14 protein-coding genes are annotated in these 15,932 nt (G+C 63.8%); 6 read left to right on the forward strand and 8 right to left on the reverse strand.

The genetic code is table 11. From position 1 onward, the window contains the following. Positions 1–987: a tripartite tricarboxylate transporter substrate binding protein gene (locus tag EIC84_RS09730; protein ID WP_003067976.1), complete on the reverse strand. Its 987-nt coding sequence runs from the start codon at positions 985–987 to the stop codon at positions 1–3. A 208-nt stretch (positions 988–1,195) separates the two neighbouring features. Here EIC84_RS09730 and EIC84_RS09735 point away from each other — a divergent pair, with 208 nt between their 5' ends. Beyond that, on the forward strand, positions 1,196–1,396 hold the full coding sequence (locus tag EIC84_RS09735; protein ID WP_003067977.1) for a DUF2905 domain-containing protein: 201 nt from the start codon (positions 1,196–1,198) through the stop codon (positions 1,394–1,396). A gap of 209 nt (positions 1,397–1,605) precedes the next feature. Beyond that, positions 1,606–2,040 (forward strand): thioredoxin TrxC, encoded by a 435-nt coding sequence (gene trxC, locus EIC84_RS09740; protein WP_003067978.1) that lies wholly within the window; start codon positions 1,606–1,608, stop codon positions 2,038–2,040. Between the two features lie 62 nt (positions 2,041–2,102). Here the strand turns inward: trxC and adhP are convergent, their stop codons facing one another. The 3 genes from adhP to EIC84_RS09755 all read right to left on the reverse strand — a co-directional run bounded on the left by adhP (position 2,103) and on the right by EIC84_RS09755 (position 5,377). Beyond that, a complete protein-coding gene (gene adhP, locus EIC84_RS09745) occupies positions 2,103–3,137 on the reverse strand; it encodes an alcohol dehydrogenase AdhP (RefSeq protein ID WP_003067979.1) in 1,035 nt (344 codons plus the stop codon). 237 nt (positions 3,138–3,374) lie between these two features. Continuing rightward, positions 3,375–4,637 (reverse strand): multifunctional CCA addition/repair protein, encoded by a 1,263-nt coding sequence (locus EIC84_RS09750; protein WP_003067980.1) that lies wholly within the window; start codon positions 4,635–4,637, stop codon positions 3,375–3,377. Between the two features lie 59 nt (positions 4,638–4,696). Next, positions 4,697–5,377 carry a glutathione S-transferase family protein gene (locus EIC84_RS09755; RefSeq protein WP_003067981.1) on the reverse strand — a complete coding sequence of 227 codons (681 nt, stop codon included), beginning with the start codon at positions 5,375–5,377 and terminating at the stop codon, positions 4,697–4,699. 115 nt (positions 5,378–5,492) lie between these two features. Here EIC84_RS09755 and queC point away from each other — a divergent pair, with 115 nt between their 5' ends. Continuing rightward, complete coding sequence (queC, locus tag EIC84_RS09760) at positions 5,493–6,254, forward strand: 7-cyano-7-deazaguanine synthase QueC (protein ID WP_003067983.1); 762 nt, start codon at positions 5,493–5,495, stop codon at positions 6,252–6,254. A 116-nt stretch (positions 6,255–6,370) separates the two neighbouring features. Here queC and EIC84_RS09765 read toward each other — a convergent pair whose 3' ends face one another. Both EIC84_RS09765 and EIC84_RS09770 read right to left on the reverse strand, forming a co-directional pair. Next, positions 6,371–6,631, reverse strand: coding sequence for a hypothetical protein (locus EIC84_RS09765; protein WP_003067984.1), 261 nt, complete (start codon positions 6,629–6,631; stop codon positions 6,371–6,373). Between the two features lie 18 nt (positions 6,632–6,649). After that, positions 6,650–7,222, reverse strand: coding sequence for a 5-formyltetrahydrofolate cyclo-ligase (locus tag EIC84_RS09770; RefSeq protein ID WP_003067985.1), 573 nt, complete (start codon positions 7,220–7,222; stop codon positions 6,650–6,652). Positions 7,223–7,237: 15 nt separating this feature from the next. On the opposite strand from EIC84_RS09770, the gene EIC84_RS09775 reads away from it, so the two are divergent. The 3 genes from EIC84_RS09775 (at position 7,238) to EIC84_RS09785 (ending at position 12,552) form a co-directional block, all read left to right on the forward strand. After that, a complete protein-coding gene (locus EIC84_RS09775) occupies positions 7,238–9,217 on the forward strand; it encodes a lytic transglycosylase domain-containing protein (protein WP_003067986.1) in 1,980 nt (659 codons plus the stop codon). Between the two features lie 356 nt (positions 9,218–9,573). Then, on the forward strand, positions 9,574–11,772 hold the full coding sequence (locus EIC84_RS09780) for a TonB-dependent receptor domain-containing protein (protein ID WP_003067987.1): 2,199 nt from the start codon (positions 9,574–9,576) through the stop codon (positions 11,770–11,772). 207 nt (positions 11,773–11,979) lie between these two features. Further along, positions 11,980–12,552 (forward strand): DUF4124 domain-containing protein, encoded by a 573-nt coding sequence (locus EIC84_RS09785; protein ID WP_003067988.1) that lies wholly within the window; start codon positions 11,980–11,982, stop codon positions 12,550–12,552. Between the two features lie 28 nt (positions 12,553–12,580). On the opposite strand, the gene EIC84_RS09790 is transcribed toward EIC84_RS09785, so the two are convergent. Together EIC84_RS09790 and EIC84_RS09795 are read right to left on the reverse strand one after the other, a co-directional pair. Further along, positions 12,581–13,261, reverse strand: coding sequence for a Fe2+-dependent dioxygenase (locus EIC84_RS09790; RefSeq protein ID WP_003067989.1), 681 nt, complete (start codon positions 13,259–13,261; stop codon positions 12,581–12,583). Positions 13,262–13,459: 198 nt separating this feature from the next. After that, positions 13,460–15,817 (reverse strand): catecholate siderophore receptor Fiu, encoded by a 2,358-nt coding sequence (locus EIC84_RS09795; RefSeq protein ID WP_003067991.1) that lies wholly within the window; start codon positions 15,815–15,817, stop codon positions 13,460–13,462. Positions 15,818–15,932 lie beyond the last annotated feature (115 nt).

Consider the following 15,932-nt stretch of genomic DNA (forward strand, 5'->3'; position numbering starts at 1 on the left):
TCACTGCTTTTCGAGCTTGGCGGCCTGGATGATGCTGCCCCAGTGCTTGTACTCGGTGCGCGTGAAGTCGCGGAAGGCGGTCGAGCCGAGCAGGCGGGGCTCGCCGCCCAGGGCCGCGACTCTGGCCTTGAACTCGGGGCTGCTGGCCACCTTGAGCGTGGCGGCTTCAAGTCGCTGGACCACGGCGCGTGGTGTCCCCTTGGGGGCCAGCACGCCGTTCCAGGTGGCGGTGACAAAGGACGGAAAGCCGCTTTCCTTCATGGTCGGGACCTGGGGCAGCTGCGGCAGACGCTCGGCCGAGGTCACGGCCAGCGCCTTGAGCTTGCCGCCCTGGATGAAGGGTAGTGCCGGCGTGATGTTCTCGAAGATGAAATCGATCTGGCCGCCGATCAGATCAGTCAGTGCCGGAGCGCTGCCCTTGTAAGGTGCGTGAACCAGGTCCAGTTTGGCGGCGCTCTTGAGCAGCTCGCCCGAGAGATGCACGGTGGAGCCCATGCCCGGCGAGCCATAGCTCATGCCGGTGCGGCGCTCGCGCGCGTAGCTCACCAGCTCGGCCACCGATTTGACCGGTGTTTTTGATTCGTTGATCACCAGCACATTGGGAATCGAGGTCACCAGAGCTACGTACTCGAAGTCGTCCAGGCTTTTCTCGCTGAGATTGCGGTACAGGCTGGGATTGATGGCCTGCGTGCCTGCCGTGCCGAACAGCAGCGTGTAGCCGTCATTGGCGGCGGCTGCGACGCGGCTGGCTCCGATGGCTCCGTTGGCGCCGGGGACGTTTTCCACCACGACCGGCTGGCCCAGGGCCTCGGCCAGACCCTGGCCGACCAGGCGTGCCACGACATCGGTGTTGCCGCCGGGCGAGAAAGGCACGACCAGCTTGAGCGGGCGATTGGGGAAGCTGTCGGCCGCGGCCGGCAGGGCCAGGCTGGCGCCTAGCAGCGCCACGGTCAGGAGAAACTGTTTGCGTGAAAAGGTCTGGGGCACGGTATGTCTCGTTGTTTGTAGTTGGCGGGCCGTGACGGCAGACGCATGGGCCCGATCCCTGCATGGCGCAGGGCTTGGACATCATGGGCAGAGGGGGGAATTGAGGTCAATCAATCTTTGGGAAGCATGTCATGCATAAACGGAATGGCTGCCTGACAGCATGGGCGCGCAGGTAGCCAGGGCGGTGCGCCCCTATACTTGCAGTCTCATGATTCGCTGGTTGATCGTCATTTTTCTGGCCCTGTTGCTCGTCAACGGGCTGCACGGCTGGCTGCAGCGCATAGGGCTGGGGCGTCTGCCCGGCGACTTCCGCTTTCGGCTGTTCGGCAAGGAATTTTTTCTGCCCGTGGCCAGTACGGTGCTGCTCAGCATGGTGGCGGCGCTGATTGCCCGCTTTGTGAAGCTCTGAGATCGTAAATACGTTCTGAGGCTGGCCGACTTGAATCTGCAGGCTTTGGCTGCACATACGGACCTGAGCCCGAGCAGTGCCTGCTGGCACCGTCAGGCATTGCCAAAGAAAGTACGACTTACGCAAAGCGGGTTCAGGCAAGGCGACTGTCCCAGAAGGCAGGCCGTTGTCGCATTCTTGTTTGCGTAAATCCTAGAAAGGTTGCCCCTGTGTCCGAATCCCTGCACTACGTCTGTCCTCATTGCCACACCACCAATCGCATTGCCAGCGACCAGCTGGGCAATCAGCCCGATTGCGGCAGCTGCCACCAGGCGCTGGTGACGGGCGAGCCCGTGGCGCTGGACAACGACAGCTTTGCCCGGCACACCGGCCGCAGCCAGTTGCCCGTGGTCGTGGATTTCTGGGCCCCCTGGTGCGGCCCCTGCCGCATGATGGCGCCGGCCTTTGCCCAGGCGGCCCAGCAACTGGCGGGGCAGGCGCAACTGGCCAAGCTCGATACCGAGGCTTATCCACAGGCTGCAGCACCGCTGGGCATTCGCAGCATTCCGACCATGGTGGTCTTCAAGGAAGGCAAGGAACTGGCACGCATCTCCGGGGCACTGCCTGCCTCGGAGATCGTGCGCTGGGTGCGCTCGGTGATCTGAGCGGCGGCTTCGCGCGAGCCGGCCCGCTCACCCGGCCCCGGTTCGGGGCCGGTTAGCCTTGCTCAGGCGGCGATGTCCAGCACCACGCGGCCTTCGATCTTGCCTTCGTGCATGCGGGCAAAGATGTCGTTGATGTTTTCCAGCTTGTCGGTGGATACGGTGGCCTTGACCTTGCCCTGGGCGGCAAAGTCCAGCGACTCCTGCAGGTCCAGGCGCGTGCCGACGATGGAGCCGCGCACCGTGATGCCCTTGAGCACCATGGAGAAAATCGGCAGCGGAAAATCGCCAGGTGGCAGACCGTTGAGCGAAATCGTGCCGCCGCGACGCACCATGCCCAGAGCCTGCTCGAAAGCCTTGGGCGACACGGCCGTGACCAGCACGCCGTGGGCGCCTTCGATCTCTCTTTGCAGATAGGCCGCCGGGTCGGTGTTCATGGCGTTGACGGTGACGGTGGCGCCCAGCTGGCGCGCCAGCGCGAGCTTGCTGTCGTCGATGTCGACCGCCGCGACATTGAAGCCCATGGCCTTGGCATATTGCACAGCCATATGGCCCAGGCCGCCGATGCCGGAAATCACCACCCAGTCGCCGGGCTTGGCGTCGGTGACCTTCAGGCCCTTGTACACCGTGACCCCGGCGCAGAGCACGGGAGCGACGTCGATAAAGCTCACATTGGACGGCAGATGGCCCACATAGTCGGGGTCGGCCAGTGCGTAATCGGCAAAGCCGCCGTTGACCGAATAGCCGGTATTGGTCTGAGATTCGCACAAGGTTTCCCAGCCGCCTATGCAGTGGCGGCAGAAGCCGCAGGCGCTGTGCAGCCAGGGCACGCCCACGCGATCGCCTTCCTTGACATGCTTGACGTTCTTGCCCGCCGCGGCCACATAGCCCACGCCCTCGTGGCCGGGAATGAAGGGCGGCTGGGGTTTGACGGGCCAGTCGCCTTCGGCCGCATGCAGATCGGTGTGGCAGACGCCGGAAGCGGCAATCTTGACCAGGATCTGATCGTCTGCCGGTCGAGGTACCGGCATTTCTTCGATCGTGAGCGGCTTCCCGAAGGAACGCACCACGGCGGCTTTCATGGTCTGGGGTAAGGACATCAGAGCACCTCCTTGAAGCAAGAGGGCAAGGCCGTGGCCTGTGGGCCGGACACTTGCCCGTCAAAGAACCATACCGGTATGGAATGGGTGTTGCAGCGGGCTTCGTGACCCGCTGCATGGCCCGGGCGGAGCGAACCGCCGCAGCCGTCTCGTACTGTGCAATGGCTGCAGCATAGCTTCTTTGACTTAACTCAAACCGCGCACATCCTTGCCTTCTGGACCTCGGCGCGCGAGCTGCTAGGCGCCGCCTTCCAGATAGGCGGCAATCGCCTGCTCGCGCGCCTTGCTCACTGCGTCGCCGATGGCCTTGCCCTTGAGGCCGCGCTGTGCTGCGGCCTGGGCGACCGGGCCGGTTTCCACGGCCAGAGCCGCTTTCAGGGCATTGCCCAGGCGCTGGCGCTGCGGATAGGCCGCATCTTCAAAACCCTGCCGTCCGCGCGCGTCGCATTCGCAGGCCTGCAGGGCTTCCTCGAAGCGCTGGGGCTTGCGGATGGCATCGCAGCGCTCGAGCAGCCGCAGCAGGGCGGCGGCATTGAGTTCATGGCTGCGGTGGATGTTGCCATGCTCGCGCGCCACGACCTCGGCCAGCTCCTTGCAGTCGTTGGGTACGCGCCAGCGCTCGCAGACCTGTAGCAGCAGGCGGGCGCTGCGCTGCTCATGGCCGATATGGCGGGGCAGCACATCGGCCGGCGTGCTGCCCTTGCCGAAGTCATGGCAGAGGCAGGCAAAACGCACGGACAGCGGTGCCTGCAGGCGCGCCGACATGTCCAGCACCATCATGGCATGCACGCCGCAATCGATCTCGGGGTGGTATTCGGCGCGCTGGGGCACGCCCCAGAGCTTGTCGAGTTCGGGCAGCAGCCGGACCAGCGCCCCGCATTCGCGCAGGATCTCGAACATGCGCGAGGGCTGGGCCTCCATCAGGCCGCGGCTGATTTCCTGCCACACGCGCTCGGGCACCAGGGCATCGACCTCGCCGGCCGCCACCATCTCGCGCATGAGTTCCATGGTCTCGGGCGCGACGGAAAAATCGGTGAAGCGCGCCGCAAAGCGGGCCAGACGCAGAATGCGTACCGGGTCTTCGCGGAAGGCATCGGTCACATGGCGCAGCACGCGATTCTTCAGATCCTGCTGGCCGTGGTAGGGGTCGACCAGATCTTCGAGGTCGCCGTTGCCTGTCCAGTCTGCGGGAGCAGCGATGGAGTTGATGGTGAGATCGCGCCGCGCCAGGTCTTCTTCCAGTGTCACATCGGCGGCGGTGTGGACCACAAAGCCGCGATAGCCCATGCCGTTCTTGCGCTCGGTGCGTGCCAGCGCATATTCCTCATGGGTCCGGGGGTGCAGAAACACCGGAAAGTCGCGCCCCACGGGCACGAAGCCGCGCGCGCTCATCTGCTCCGGCGTGGCGCCAACCACCACCCAGTCCGTATCGTTGACGGGCAGGCCCAGCAATGCATCGCGCACCGCACCGCCTACCTTGAAAACCTTGAATTCACTCATGCTGCAATGGTAGTGGCTGCGAGCCGGCCTGCAGATACCGCAATCGCGGGAGCCAAGCCTCAGCGCTGCTGGCGATAGGGCTCTTCAAACTGCAGAAAGTCGTGCTCGGCCAGCGCTGCCTGAATCCATTCCTGGGTGGCTGGCAACTGGGTGACGCGCTGCACATAGGCGCGTACCGGGGCCGAGGTCGGCAGGCCGTAGCTGTTGATGCGCATGCACACCGGCGCAAAAAACGCATCGGCAATGCTGAACTGGCCAAACAGCATGGGGCCGCTGGCAGCGCTCAGCAGCGGGGTCCAGAGCTCTTCGAGTTGCTGGATATCGCTGCGCAGATCGGCATGCTCGGCCCAGAGCCGGGCTCCGGTTTCCTGCAACTGGGCTTCGATATTCATGGGGCAGAAGCTGCGCAGCGCGCCGAAGCCGCTGTGCATCTGCGCCACCAGGCTGCGCGCGCGGGCGCGCTGGGCCACGGTCTGCGGCCACAGATGCTTGTCGGGAAAACGCTCGGCCAGGTATTCGCAGATGGCCAGGCTGTCCCAGATGATCAGTCCCTCGTCGACCAGCAGCGGCACCTTGCCGGTCGGTGCGAGTGCCAGCGCCTGCAGCTTGAAGCTGGAGTCGGGTGCAAAGCTGTCAAAGCGCAGCGTGAGCTCTTCGAAGCTGATGCCGCTTTGGCGCATCAGCACCCAGGGACGCATGGACCAGGACGAGTAATTCTTGTTGCCGATATAGAGCTTCATGGCGGACTCCTGTGTGGTTTGTCGAGCAGCTTATCAAGCTTGGGCCTGACGGTCTGTGTGTTTTGATTCCACAGTCATGTCTCGGTGGCACGGCGGATGATGTAATTGCAGCACTATGGCAAATACTTCGACTTCTTCTGCAAGCCCGGCCGCTCAGGTGGCCGGGGCCGGTCACCACAAGGGCGCGCTGGTGCTGTTCTCGGGCGGCCAGGACTCGACCACCTGCCTGGCCCAGGCCCTGGCCATGTTCGAGCGCGTGGAGACGCTGGGCTTTGACTACGGCCAGCGCCACAGCGTGGAGATGCAGGTGCGCGCCGGTGTGCGCGAGCAGCTGGCTGAGCGTTTTCCCCTGTGGGCGCCTCGTCTGGGCGAGGACCATGTGCTGTCGCTCGACGTGCTCAAGCAGATTGGCGGCTCGTCCCTGACCGAGGATGTGGCTTTTGCCATGCAGGCCGACGGCCTGCCCAACACCTTTGTGCCGGGCCGCAACCTGCTGTTTCTGACGCTGGCCGGCGCGCTGGCCTATCGCCGCGGGCTGACGGTGATCGTCACCGGCGTCTGCGAGACCGATTACTCGGGCTACCCCGATTGCCGCGACGACACCATGAAGGCCCAGCAACTGGCGCTGAACCTGGGCCTGGAACGCCGGCTGCGCATCGATACGCCGCTGATGTGGCTGGACAAGGCCCAGACCTGGCAACTGGCCCAGGATCTGGGCGGCAGCGAACTGGTGGAGCTGATCCGCACCGAGACCCATACCTGCTATCAGGGCACGCGCGATGCGCTGCACGAGTGGGGCTATGGCTGTGGCAGCTGCCCGGCTTGCGAGCTGCGTGCATCGGGCTGGCACAACTGGCGCGCCAGCCAGTCAGCTTGAAATTGATAGCTTCTTGCGCTTGATAAAAAAGGACTTCAGGCTGATAAAGCTATGAAGTCCTTTAATTGAATGCAGTAAATGCTCCTTAATAAGGAGCATTTTTTCGATGAACGCGATCAGGCGCTGGGCCGCGTGGCGATCTGCCCGGCCTGAATCTGCGCCGTCATCTGGCTGAGCCAGGCCTGGCTCTCGGGGCGCTCGAACAGAAAGTCCCAGATGGCATCGTGCTGGCGCGGTGTCAGGCCAAGCGCGCCATGGCGGCGCATATGTGCTTGCAGCCGCAGCACCTCGGGGTGCGTGAGCGGCAGCTGCATCACGGTCAGTGGCGGGCGCTGGCGGTAGCGGCGCTGGGGAATGTTCTTGCGGTGACGACTCATGGCAAAGCGATTCAAAGGTTAGACGGGCCAGACCACGCCGTTGTCGTTGAGGATGGCGTCCAGCGGCTGGTCATGGGCCTCGGGCTGGAAGTCATCGACATAGCCATTGGTGTAGCCCAGGCCCACGGTGAAGGGGCGCGGGCTCAGCTCGGCCAGTGTACGGTCATAGAAACCGCCGCCATAGCCGAGACGGTAGCCGCCGGCCGCATAACCTACGCAGGGGACAAACAGCAGCGTGGGCACCAGCAGTTCGGTATCCTTGGGCTTGGGAATGCCATAGGCGTCCTCCTCCATCGGGCAACCGGGGTACCAGGCGTGAAAACTCAGCGTCTTGCGCTGTTTGTCTATCACCGGCAGCCCGATCCTGCGCCTTTGTGGAGTACCCTGTAGCTCGCCATCTTCCTTCCAGCGATGCAGGGCTGGCAGCGGATCGAATTCACCCTTGATGGGCCAGTAGGCACCAATCACGGTATCGGGCCGCTCCATCAGCCAAAAGCGCATCACCTGCTGCAGCGCATCGGCGCGTTGTAGGCGATCTGGAAGGTTGAGGCGCAGTTCAATCAACTTGCGGCGTAACGCTGCTTTGTCCATCGGATAATTTCCTCCATGCACTGGCTGAAGATTTTGACACCGCTTTGTGCGGCTTCCCTGTTGACTGTAGCTGCTCCCTTTGCGCAGGCACAAAACCCGGGCGACGCCGTGTTGCTGGATATGCAAAAAGCATTCCGCAGTCGCAATCAGACGGCGCTGACCCAGCTCCTGCCTCAGGCTGCCGGTCACCCCCTCGAACCTTGGGCCGCTTACTGGGAACTCAAGAACCGTCTGGAAACCGCCTCGCCCGATGAAATCCAGGGCTTTCTGAACCGCTATGCCGGCACCTATCAGGAAGACCGCTTGCGCAACGACTGGCTGCTGCTGCTGGGCAAGCAGCGCGACTGGAACACCTTCAGCCAGGTCTATCCCAAGTTCCGCATGCGCGACGACAAGTCCGTCACCTGTTACGCCCTGCTCGCCGATGCCTTGCAAGGCCGGGGCGCGCCCAATGTGGGCCAGCAGGTACGCGATCTGTGGCTGGCACAGAAGGATGCCGATGACGGCTGCACCACGGCCGCCGGCCAGCTGTATGCGAACAAGCTGATCACCGACGCCGATGTCTGGCGCCGTGCCCGTGTGGCTACCGAAAACAATCGCCAGAAGGCGGCCCGTGATGCGGTGGCCATCGTCGCCCCCGAGGCCGCCGACCAGGTGGCGCAGGTCTTTGCCTCGCCCGTCAAATACCTGGCAGGCCAGAGCAAGGCACGCGGCCGCGAACGCAAGGAGCTGGCCCTGCTGGCCCTGATCCGCATGGCGGCCAGCGACCCCGATGCGGCCGCCACGCAGATCGACGGCGGCTGGGGCGCCCAGCTCAACGGCGAGGAGCGCAACTGGGCCTGGGCTGTGGCCGGCAAGCAGGCTGCCTTCAAGCTCTCGCCCGATGCCAATAGCTATTTCGGCAAGGTGCGCCGCAACGAAGACCTGAGCGACGACCTGCTGGGCTGGAAGGCCCGTGCCGCCTTGCGTGCCGGCGACTGGAAGGCCGTGCGTCGCGCCATCGACGCCATGGGCCCGGAGCGCACCGACCCGACCTGGGCCTACTGGAAAGCCAAGGCCATGCTGGCGGGCCGCCCCAATGCCGAGGAAAAGGCCGAAGCCCGCCAACTGCTGGAGGACACGGCCGGCAGCCACAGCTTCTACGAGCAGCTGGCGCTGGAGGAAATCGGTCAGCGCATCACCGTGCCGCCCGCGCCCGCACCGTTGACGGCGCAGGAAAAAGCGGCGGCGCGCAGCAACCCCGGCCTGAGCCGCAGCCTGTATGCCATCGGCATGGGGCTGCGCAGCGAAGGCGTGCGCGAGTGGAACTATTCCACCAATCTGCACCAGCCCGGCGGCATGGAAGATCGCGAACTGTACGCGGCGGCCGATCTAGCCTGCGAGCGCCAGGTCTGGGATCGCTGCATCAACACCAGCGAGCGCACCAAGACTTTTGCCGACTGGAAGCAGCGCTTTCCCATGCCCTATCACGATACGGTGCTGGCCAAGTCGCGCAATATCGGGCTGGACCCGGCCTATGTCTACGGCCTGATCCGTCAGGAGAGCCGCTTTATCATGGATGCACGCTCGGGCGTGGGCGCTTCGGGGCTGATGCAGGTGATGCCGGCCACGGCGCGCTGGACGGCTAAAAAGATCGGCATGACGGGCTTCACGCCCGACATGATCAACGACCGCGACACCAATATCACCATCGGCACCTCCTATCTCAAGCTGGCGCTGGACGACTTCGAGGGTTCTATGGCGCTGGCTGCCGCGGGTTACAACGCCGGCCCGGGCCGCCCGCGCAACTGGCGCAACGGCCCCACGCTGGATGCCGCCATCTGGGCCGAAAACGTGCCCTTCAGCGAGACCCGCGACTATGTGAAGAAGGTGCTCTCCAACACCACCAACTATGCGGCGCTGATCACCGGCCAGCCTCAGTCGCTCAAAAGCCGACTGGGCACCATAGGCCCGCGCCCGGCCAATGATCCCGAGACCATGAAGGACTTGCCATAAGCGGGTGTTTCGATGAGCTGATTGCTCATTTATTAATAGTAAAAAGCGCTCTACCCGAAAGGTGTAGAGCGCTTTTTTATTGAACTCTTCAAGTGCTCAAACAAAGCCCGCGCCGAGGCGCGCGTGAAATAGCATGCAAAGACCCATGTAGGTGAATAACCTACAAACAGATGGCGAATGAGACTGGTTTGCGTTTACAAAAGTACATAATTGCAACCGTCAGAGCCCATAACGTCACATACAACCTCGGCTTTGTCTCCCTTTAGCTGCCTGCCAGCTGTCCAGAAGGCCCACCGGGCCGCCGCTTCCTACCCGTATCTGTGAACGACCTGCCCGAGGCAGGCCGAGGAGTCATCATGTCCAACGCAGCTCTCAGCCGCGCCCGCCATATTCGCTGGCAACCCCGTTTACTGGCCCTGGCCGCTGCCGCCGCATGCGCGGGCAATGCTTTTGCGCAAGCCAAGGAGTCCACCATGGAGGAGGTGGTGGTCTCGGCCTCCGGCTTCGAGCAAGAGCTGAAAAATGCCCCGGCCTCCATCTCCGTCGTGACGCGCCAGGAGCTTGAGACCAAGAACTTCCGCGATCTGGCCGAAGCCTTGCAGGGCGTGGAAGGCATCGATGTGATGGGCGGAACCGGCAAGACCGGCGGCCTCGACATCAGCATCCGTGGCATGCCCAGCGACTACACGCTGATCCTGATCGACGGGCGCCGCCAGAACGTGGCGGGCGACGTCACGCCCAACGGCTTCGGCGCCGCACTGACCAGCTTCATGCCGCCCATGTCGGCCATCGAGCGTATCGAAGTCATTCGCGGCCCCATGTCCACGCTCTATGGCTCGGACGCCATGGGCGGCGTGATCAACATCATCACGCGCAAGGTCAGCAAGGAGTGGGGCGGCGAAGTCAGCGTGGGCGCCGGCATTCCGCAAGACAGCGAATGGGGCAACCAGTACAAGAGCAGCTTCTACATCAACGGCCCCATCAAGCAGGATCTGCTGGGTCTGGCCGTGCGCGGCAGCACCTTCAACCGCGATGCCGCCGACTGGGTGCTGGCTCCTGGTGCCGCCCAGCCTGCACAGGCGCGCAACCCCGCGCCTGCGCAAAGCCGCCAGCACAGCCTGGGTGCCAAGCTGACACTGACGCCCAGCCGTTATCACGACATCTGGCTGGACGTGGACCAGGCCCGCACCTGGTACAACAACGAAGATGGCCGTCTGGGCAGTCGTGATGCGGTCATCACTGACCCCACCAAGCTGCCCGGCTACCGCGACGCCCTGCGCTTCAACCGCGATCAGGTCAGCATCGGCCATACCGGCCGCCTGGGCTTCGGCACGCTGGAAAGCAGCCTGATGCATACCGAAACCGAGACCATTGGCCGCACCATCCCCGGCGCGTCGGTGCCCAAGGGCGACCCGCGTGCTGGCGCCGATCGCGAGCTCAAGACCACCAATCTGGTGCTGGACAGCAAGCTGGTGGCCCCCGTGGGCGATGCCCATATGCTGACCGTGGGTGGCCAGTTCTGGGATGCCAAGCTCAAGGACGGCCTGCTGCCGCAAAGCCACAAGCAGACCATGTGGTCGCTGTTTGTCGAGGACGAATGGCGTCTGCGCCAGGGTCTGGCCGCCACGCTGGGCGGCCGCTATGACCACCATGATGCCTTTGGCGGCCAGTTCAGCCCGCGCGCCTATCTGGTCTGGGATGCGACGACGAACTGGACCTTCAAGGGCGGCGTGAGCCAGGGCTTCAAAGCCCCGCGTTTGAATCAGCTGATCGACGGTGTCAGCGGCGTGACCGGCCAGGGCCAGACCATCAGCATCGGCAACCCCAACCTCAAGCCCGAGACCAGCACCAATGTGGAGCTGTCGGCCCTGTTCGACAACAAGGCGGGCTGGACCAGCGCGGCCACCTTCTTCCACAACGATGTCAAGGACAAGATCGCCTCGGGCGGCTCTTGTGATCCTAAAAAGCCTGGCTCAGTCTACATCTCCAGCTGCGCTTACAACCCCACGGCCGATTACTCCATCAATGTGGACAAGGCCAAGACCTGGGGTCTGGAACTGAGCAGCCGCGCCCAGCTGGCCAAGGACTGGGCCGTCAAGGCCGGCTACACCTGGACCAATAGCGAGGTGATCGAAAAAGGCGTCAAGAACGGCCAGTTGGCCAACACCGCCAAGCATATTGCCAGCGCCCAGCTGGACTGGACGCCGAGCAGCCAGTGGCGTCTGTGGGCACGCGGCGAGTACCGCGGCAAGAGTCCGCGCTTCAGCGGCTCCTACGACAACTTGAGCAAGGCCAACAGGGACGTGTATGACGCCGTGGGCGATATCAAGGGCTATGCGCTGTTCCATCTGGGAGGCAGCTATCAGGTCAACAAGAGCCTGAGCATCAACGCCAGCATCTTCAATCTGTTCGACAAGGACTTCCGCAAGTATCAGCAGGTGAGCGTCAACGGCACGCCGACCTGGGTGAACAGCTATTTCCAGGGCGGCCAGAGTGTGTCGGGCGTGACCCAGGCCGGTCGTACCTTCTGGATCACGGCGAACATGAAGTTCTGAGGCTGAGCGCTTTACAAGCGGCATGAGCTTCTGAATCAGGAGCTGTCAGCGCAGTTCAATCATAGGTTTCAAACTGTTTTATGTCTGAAACCATGGACGAAAAAGCGCAGGCAGCTCCTGTTTTCATATTTCTGATTATTGTTTACACTTCTTTACAAATACCGGTTCTGCGCATGGCAGGCCAGCAGTGAGTTAGGAGAAGTCGCAATGTCAGCAGCAAAAGGCCGCGTGCTCATGGCCACGCTGGGACTGGTCTGGGCCGGTGCCCTGGTGGCACAGCCCGTCTACAAATGGGTGGATGTGCAAGGGCAGACGCATTACGGCTCGCAGCTGCCGCCGCAGCAGGCGGATGCATCGCAGGTAAAGGTCTCGCCCAACGGCAGCTCCGGTGCGGGCGCGGGGCGCTTTGGCGAAGGACCGGAGACACGCAATCCCGACGGCACCAGGAAGCTGCCCAAGGGCGCTCAGGAAATGGCCGACGGCCTGGCCCAGGGCCTGAGAAAGGTCGACGGCAAGGAGGTGGCGCTGAACTGCGCGCTGGCGGTGGACAACATCCGCAGCCAGATCGAGACCATGCTGGAAAACGGCCAGAAAAACCTCAGGGGCGGCTATATCACCCAGGCTCAGTACGACAGCTCGGCGGGCAACTTCGTGAAGCTGCGCTCCCAGGCCACGGTCAGCGACTGCAAGGCCGCTACGGGCCGCTCGCGCGATATGTACCAGTGCATGACCAGCATGCACAACCACCTGGTCGGCTGCGCCGAAAAGCACAGGCCCTGAGCAGCTCGGCCGGTTTCAGAACACGCTCTCAGGTCTCGGCCCACATGCGCAGCAGGTTGTGATAGTGGCCGGTCAGACTGACGGTTTCCTCGGTTTCGCCGAACTTTCCGCGCAGGCTCGTGATGGCCTGATCCATCTCGAACAGCATGGCCCGGCGTGCATCGTCGCGCACCATGCTCTGGGCCCAGAAGAAGGAGCAGACCCGCTCGCCGCGTGTCACTGGCTCGACCCGGTGCAGGCTGGTTGACGGGTAGAGAATGAGGTCGCCCGCAGGCAGCTTGACCTCGTGCGTGCCGTAGGTGTCGACCACGACCAGCTCGCCGCCCTCGTAGTCCTCGGGCTCGCAGAGAAACAGCGTGCAGGACACATCGGTGCGCAGCCACTGCTCGGAGCCCGCGACGCGGCGTGCCGCACCGTCCACATGCAGGCCGTAGGTTTCGCTGTCGCTGTAGCGGTTGAACAGCGGCGGCATGGTGCGCGCGGGCAGGGCGGCGCTGAAGAACAGCGGGCTGGCTGCCAGCGCCTGCAAGATGATGCGGCCCTGCTCCTGGGCCACGGGCGAGTGCTCGGGCAGTTGCCGGTTGCGCTTGACCTGGGCGCCCTGGCTGCCCACGGTGGCGCGGCCGTCGACCCAGTCCGCGGCAGCTATGGCGGCACGCATGCTGGCGACCTGCTCGCGGCTCAGGACCTGGGGGATATGCAGCATCATTTCTTGAATTTCCTTGGACGGGAAAGCCCCGCAGGCGCGGGGCTGAAAGCGTAAAAAGAGGGCACAGCCTTCAAGCTGGCATGGCCCAAGCCAGGGACATCAAGCAAGGGCCGCCCCGCAGCGAAGATGTCGTCCCCCTCCGGCGCTCAGCGCCAGAGAGGGGGAAGGCGCGGAGCGCCTCAGGGGGAGAACTTCCAATCAGAACTTGAAGTTTGCCGTCAGACGGGCCGAGCGTGCAATACCGGGGAAGTAGCGGTAGCCGCTCTTGTTGATGGCCGCCACATAGTCCTTGTCGAACAGATTGAAGACATTGAGCTGGATGTCCAGATTCTTGTTCACGCGGTAGCTGGCCATGGCGTCAAACACCCAGTAGGCGTCCGTGTGGTTGGGCGTGCCCACGGCACCGTCCGTGCCGCGCTTGAGGCCGCCCGCATAGCGCGCGCCGCCGCCAATCGTCAGGCCGAAGGGCAACTGGTAGGTGCTCCACAGGCTGAAGGCATTCTTGGGCGTATAGGTCAGGCCGTTGCTGGCGTCGGCTGCCACCAGGGCGCCGGTGTCGACCTTGGTGTTCTGCACGGTGTAGCCCGCGCTCACGCCCCAGGCCTTGTTGATCTGGCCGATCACGCCCAGCTCCAGGCCCTGCACGATCTTCTTGCCGGTCTGGCCCACGGTGCCGTCGGAGTTGGTGACGATCTCATTGGTCACCTCGGTGCGGAACAGCGCGCCGCTGAGCATCAGATTCTTTTCCGCCAGCTCCCATTTGCTGCCCAGCTCCAGCGTCTTGGCCTTTTGCGGGTCCATATTGGGGTTGGCGGCATTGTTCACCGCGGCCGACAGCGCAAAGTTGCTGCCGCCCGGTGGCTGCTGCGAGAGAGCGTAGTTCAGATAGACGCTGCCATTGGGGGCTGGCTTGTAGAGCACGCCGGCCTTCCAGCTCAGCAAGGTGCCGGATTTGCTCAGGCCGTCCGACGTGGTGGGCACCACGGTGCCCACGGGGTTGCTGCCGCAGGGCTGGGTGGTCGAGGTGGCCGCGCAGACCGCCATGGCGTTGTACGAGGTCTTGTAGCGGTCCAGACGCAGACCCAGATTGGCCTGCCACTGGTCGTTGAACTTCAGCGTGTCGAAGGCATACAGCGCCACGGTGTCGGTCTTGCCCTTGCTGTCGGCGCCGTTGCGTACATAGGCAGGCAAAGTGACGCTGGCGTCGGGGTTGTATACGCTGACCCGGCTGGGTACCGAGCCCGAGGTGGCCAGGCCGTAATTGGTCTGTTCCTCGCGTGTCAGCTCCAGGCCCAGGCTCAGATCATGCTGCACGCTGCCGGTGGCAAGGCTGGTGTTCAGATTGGTCTGGTTGGTCAGGATGCGGTTGACCTGATCCTTGGTGTTGATGAGGCGCGCCATCGACCATGTGGATGGATCGGCGGGGTTGGGCGTCTGCAGACCATTGCTGCCCAGTACTCCACTCGCAGAATAGCCCTGGCCCATGATGGCCGAGAGCAGATAGTCCTGCTTGGTCTCGCCCCAGCGCGTGGTGTTGCGCAGCTTGGTGGTGGATGTGAAGTCATGTTCCACCTTCAGCGTGGCCATGGTGGCCGTCACATCGTCGTGATCGGAGGCCGTGCCGTAGAAGTTCTTGCTGTTGACGCGTGCTGCCGAATCCAGAAAGGCGCGGCGGCCTGCATAGCCTGCAGCGTCGGGGGAGGTGTAGCCAGGCAGGCCGATGGTGGCAACGCCGCCGTCGGGCACATTGCTCTGCTTGATGTGCAACAGGTTCACGAACACGCGGGTGGGCGAGTTCAGGCCGAAGGCGAACGAGGGCGCAATGCCCCAGCGGTTGTTCTCGATGCCGTTGCGGCCCGCCACATTGGCGTCCTGCGCCATGGCGTTCAGGCGCACGGCCGTGCCGGTCTCGGCATTGACGACGCGATTCAGGTCGATGCTGGCGCGCTTGTAGCTGGCCGAGCCCAGGCCCAGCGAGCCGCCGAAGCTGTTGTTCAGATTGGCCTGCTTGCTCACCAGGTTGATGGCCCCCGTGGGGGCGCTGCGGCCGTAGTCGGTGCCGGCCGGGCCCTTGGTGACTTCGACCTGGTCGATGTTGAACATATCGCGCGAGATCGAGCCTATGTCACGCACGCCGTCCACATAGATGCTGCTGGAGCTGTCAAAGCCGCGCATATAGACGGCGTCGCCCGTGCTGGTGTTGCCGTTCTCGCCCGCGTAGAAGGTGCCGGCGCCGGGCACATTGCGCAGCGCCTCGGTCAGCGTGGTGGCGCCTTGCTCCTGCAGCAGCTGCTCCTTGATGACGTTGACGGTCTGTGTGGTGTTGACCAGCGGCTGTGTGAACTTGGGCGAAGACAGCTGGCCGGGCGTGTAGCCGGTGTCGGCCTTGCCTTCCACCTTGACTTCCTTGAGCGTGGTTTCTGTGGACTGGGCTTGCGCTGGCAGTGCCAACGTGGCGCCGGCCAGCACGGTGGCACAGGCGACCAGGCCGGCGGAGGAAGGCAAGCGGCCCGCGGAATGCTTGCGGCTTTGGATATAGATGTTGGATTGAGCCATGTTGAAAGGACTGGAAGTGAAGACAGTTGGCTGGCTGGTACGGGCTGTCCGCACTTGTGATGCGAGCGCGGACGCGGGTGGCGTCCGGGCGAAGTCCTGGCTGGCTAAAGCGTAC

The sequence above is a fragment of the Comamonas sp. A23 genome, assembly GCF_004522605.1.
Lineage (GTDB): Bacteria > Pseudomonadota > Gammaproteobacteria > Burkholderiales > Burkholderiaceae_C > Comamonas > Comamonas thiooxydans.

Excerpts from the sequence above, each read along its gene's own strand:
- EIC84_RS09785 (WP_003067988.1), top strand. The coding sequence starts at position 11,980 with ATGTCAGCAGCAAAAGGCCGCGTGCTCATGGCCACGCTGGGACTGGTC.
- queC (WP_003067983.1), top strand. The coding sequence starts at position 5,493 with ATGGCAAATACTTCGACTTCTTCTGCAAGCCCGGCCGCTCAGGTGGCC.
- EIC84_RS09780 (WP_003067987.1), top strand. The coding sequence starts at position 9,574 with ATGTCCAACGCAGCTCTCAGCCGCGCCCGCCATATTCGCTGGCAACCC.
- EIC84_RS09770 (WP_003067985.1), bottom strand. The coding sequence starts at position 7,222 with ATGGACAAAGCAGCGTTACGCCGCAAGTTGATTGAACTGCGCCTCAAC.
- EIC84_RS09775 (WP_003067986.1), top strand. The coding sequence starts at position 7,238 with ATGCACTGGCTGAAGATTTTGACACCGCTTTGTGCGGCTTCCCTGTTG.
- EIC84_RS09765 (WP_003067984.1), bottom strand. The coding sequence starts at position 6,631 with ATGAGTCGTCACCGCAAGAACATTCCCCAGCGCCGCTACCGCCAGCGC.
- EIC84_RS09795 (WP_003067991.1), bottom strand. The coding sequence starts at position 15,817 with ATGGCTCAATCCAACATCTATATCCAAAGCCGCAAGCATTCCGCGGGC.
- EIC84_RS09735 (WP_003067977.1), top strand. The coding sequence starts at position 1,196 with ATGATTCGCTGGTTGATCGTCATTTTTCTGGCCCTGTTGCTCGTCAAC.
- EIC84_RS09750 (WP_003067980.1), bottom strand. The coding sequence starts at position 4,637 with ATGAGTGAATTCAAGGTTTTCAAGGTAGGCGGTGCGGTGCGCGATGCA.
- EIC84_RS09755 (WP_003067981.1), bottom strand. The coding sequence starts at position 5,377 with ATGAAGCTCTATATCGGCAACAAGAATTACTCGTCCTGGTCCATGCGT.
- adhP (WP_003067979.1), bottom strand. The coding sequence starts at position 3,137 with ATGTCCTTACCCCAGACCATGAAAGCCGCCGTGGTGCGTTCCTTCGGG.
- EIC84_RS09790 (WP_003067989.1), bottom strand. The coding sequence starts at position 13,261 with ATGATGCTGCATATCCCCCAGGTCCTGAGCCGCGAGCAGGTCGCCAGC.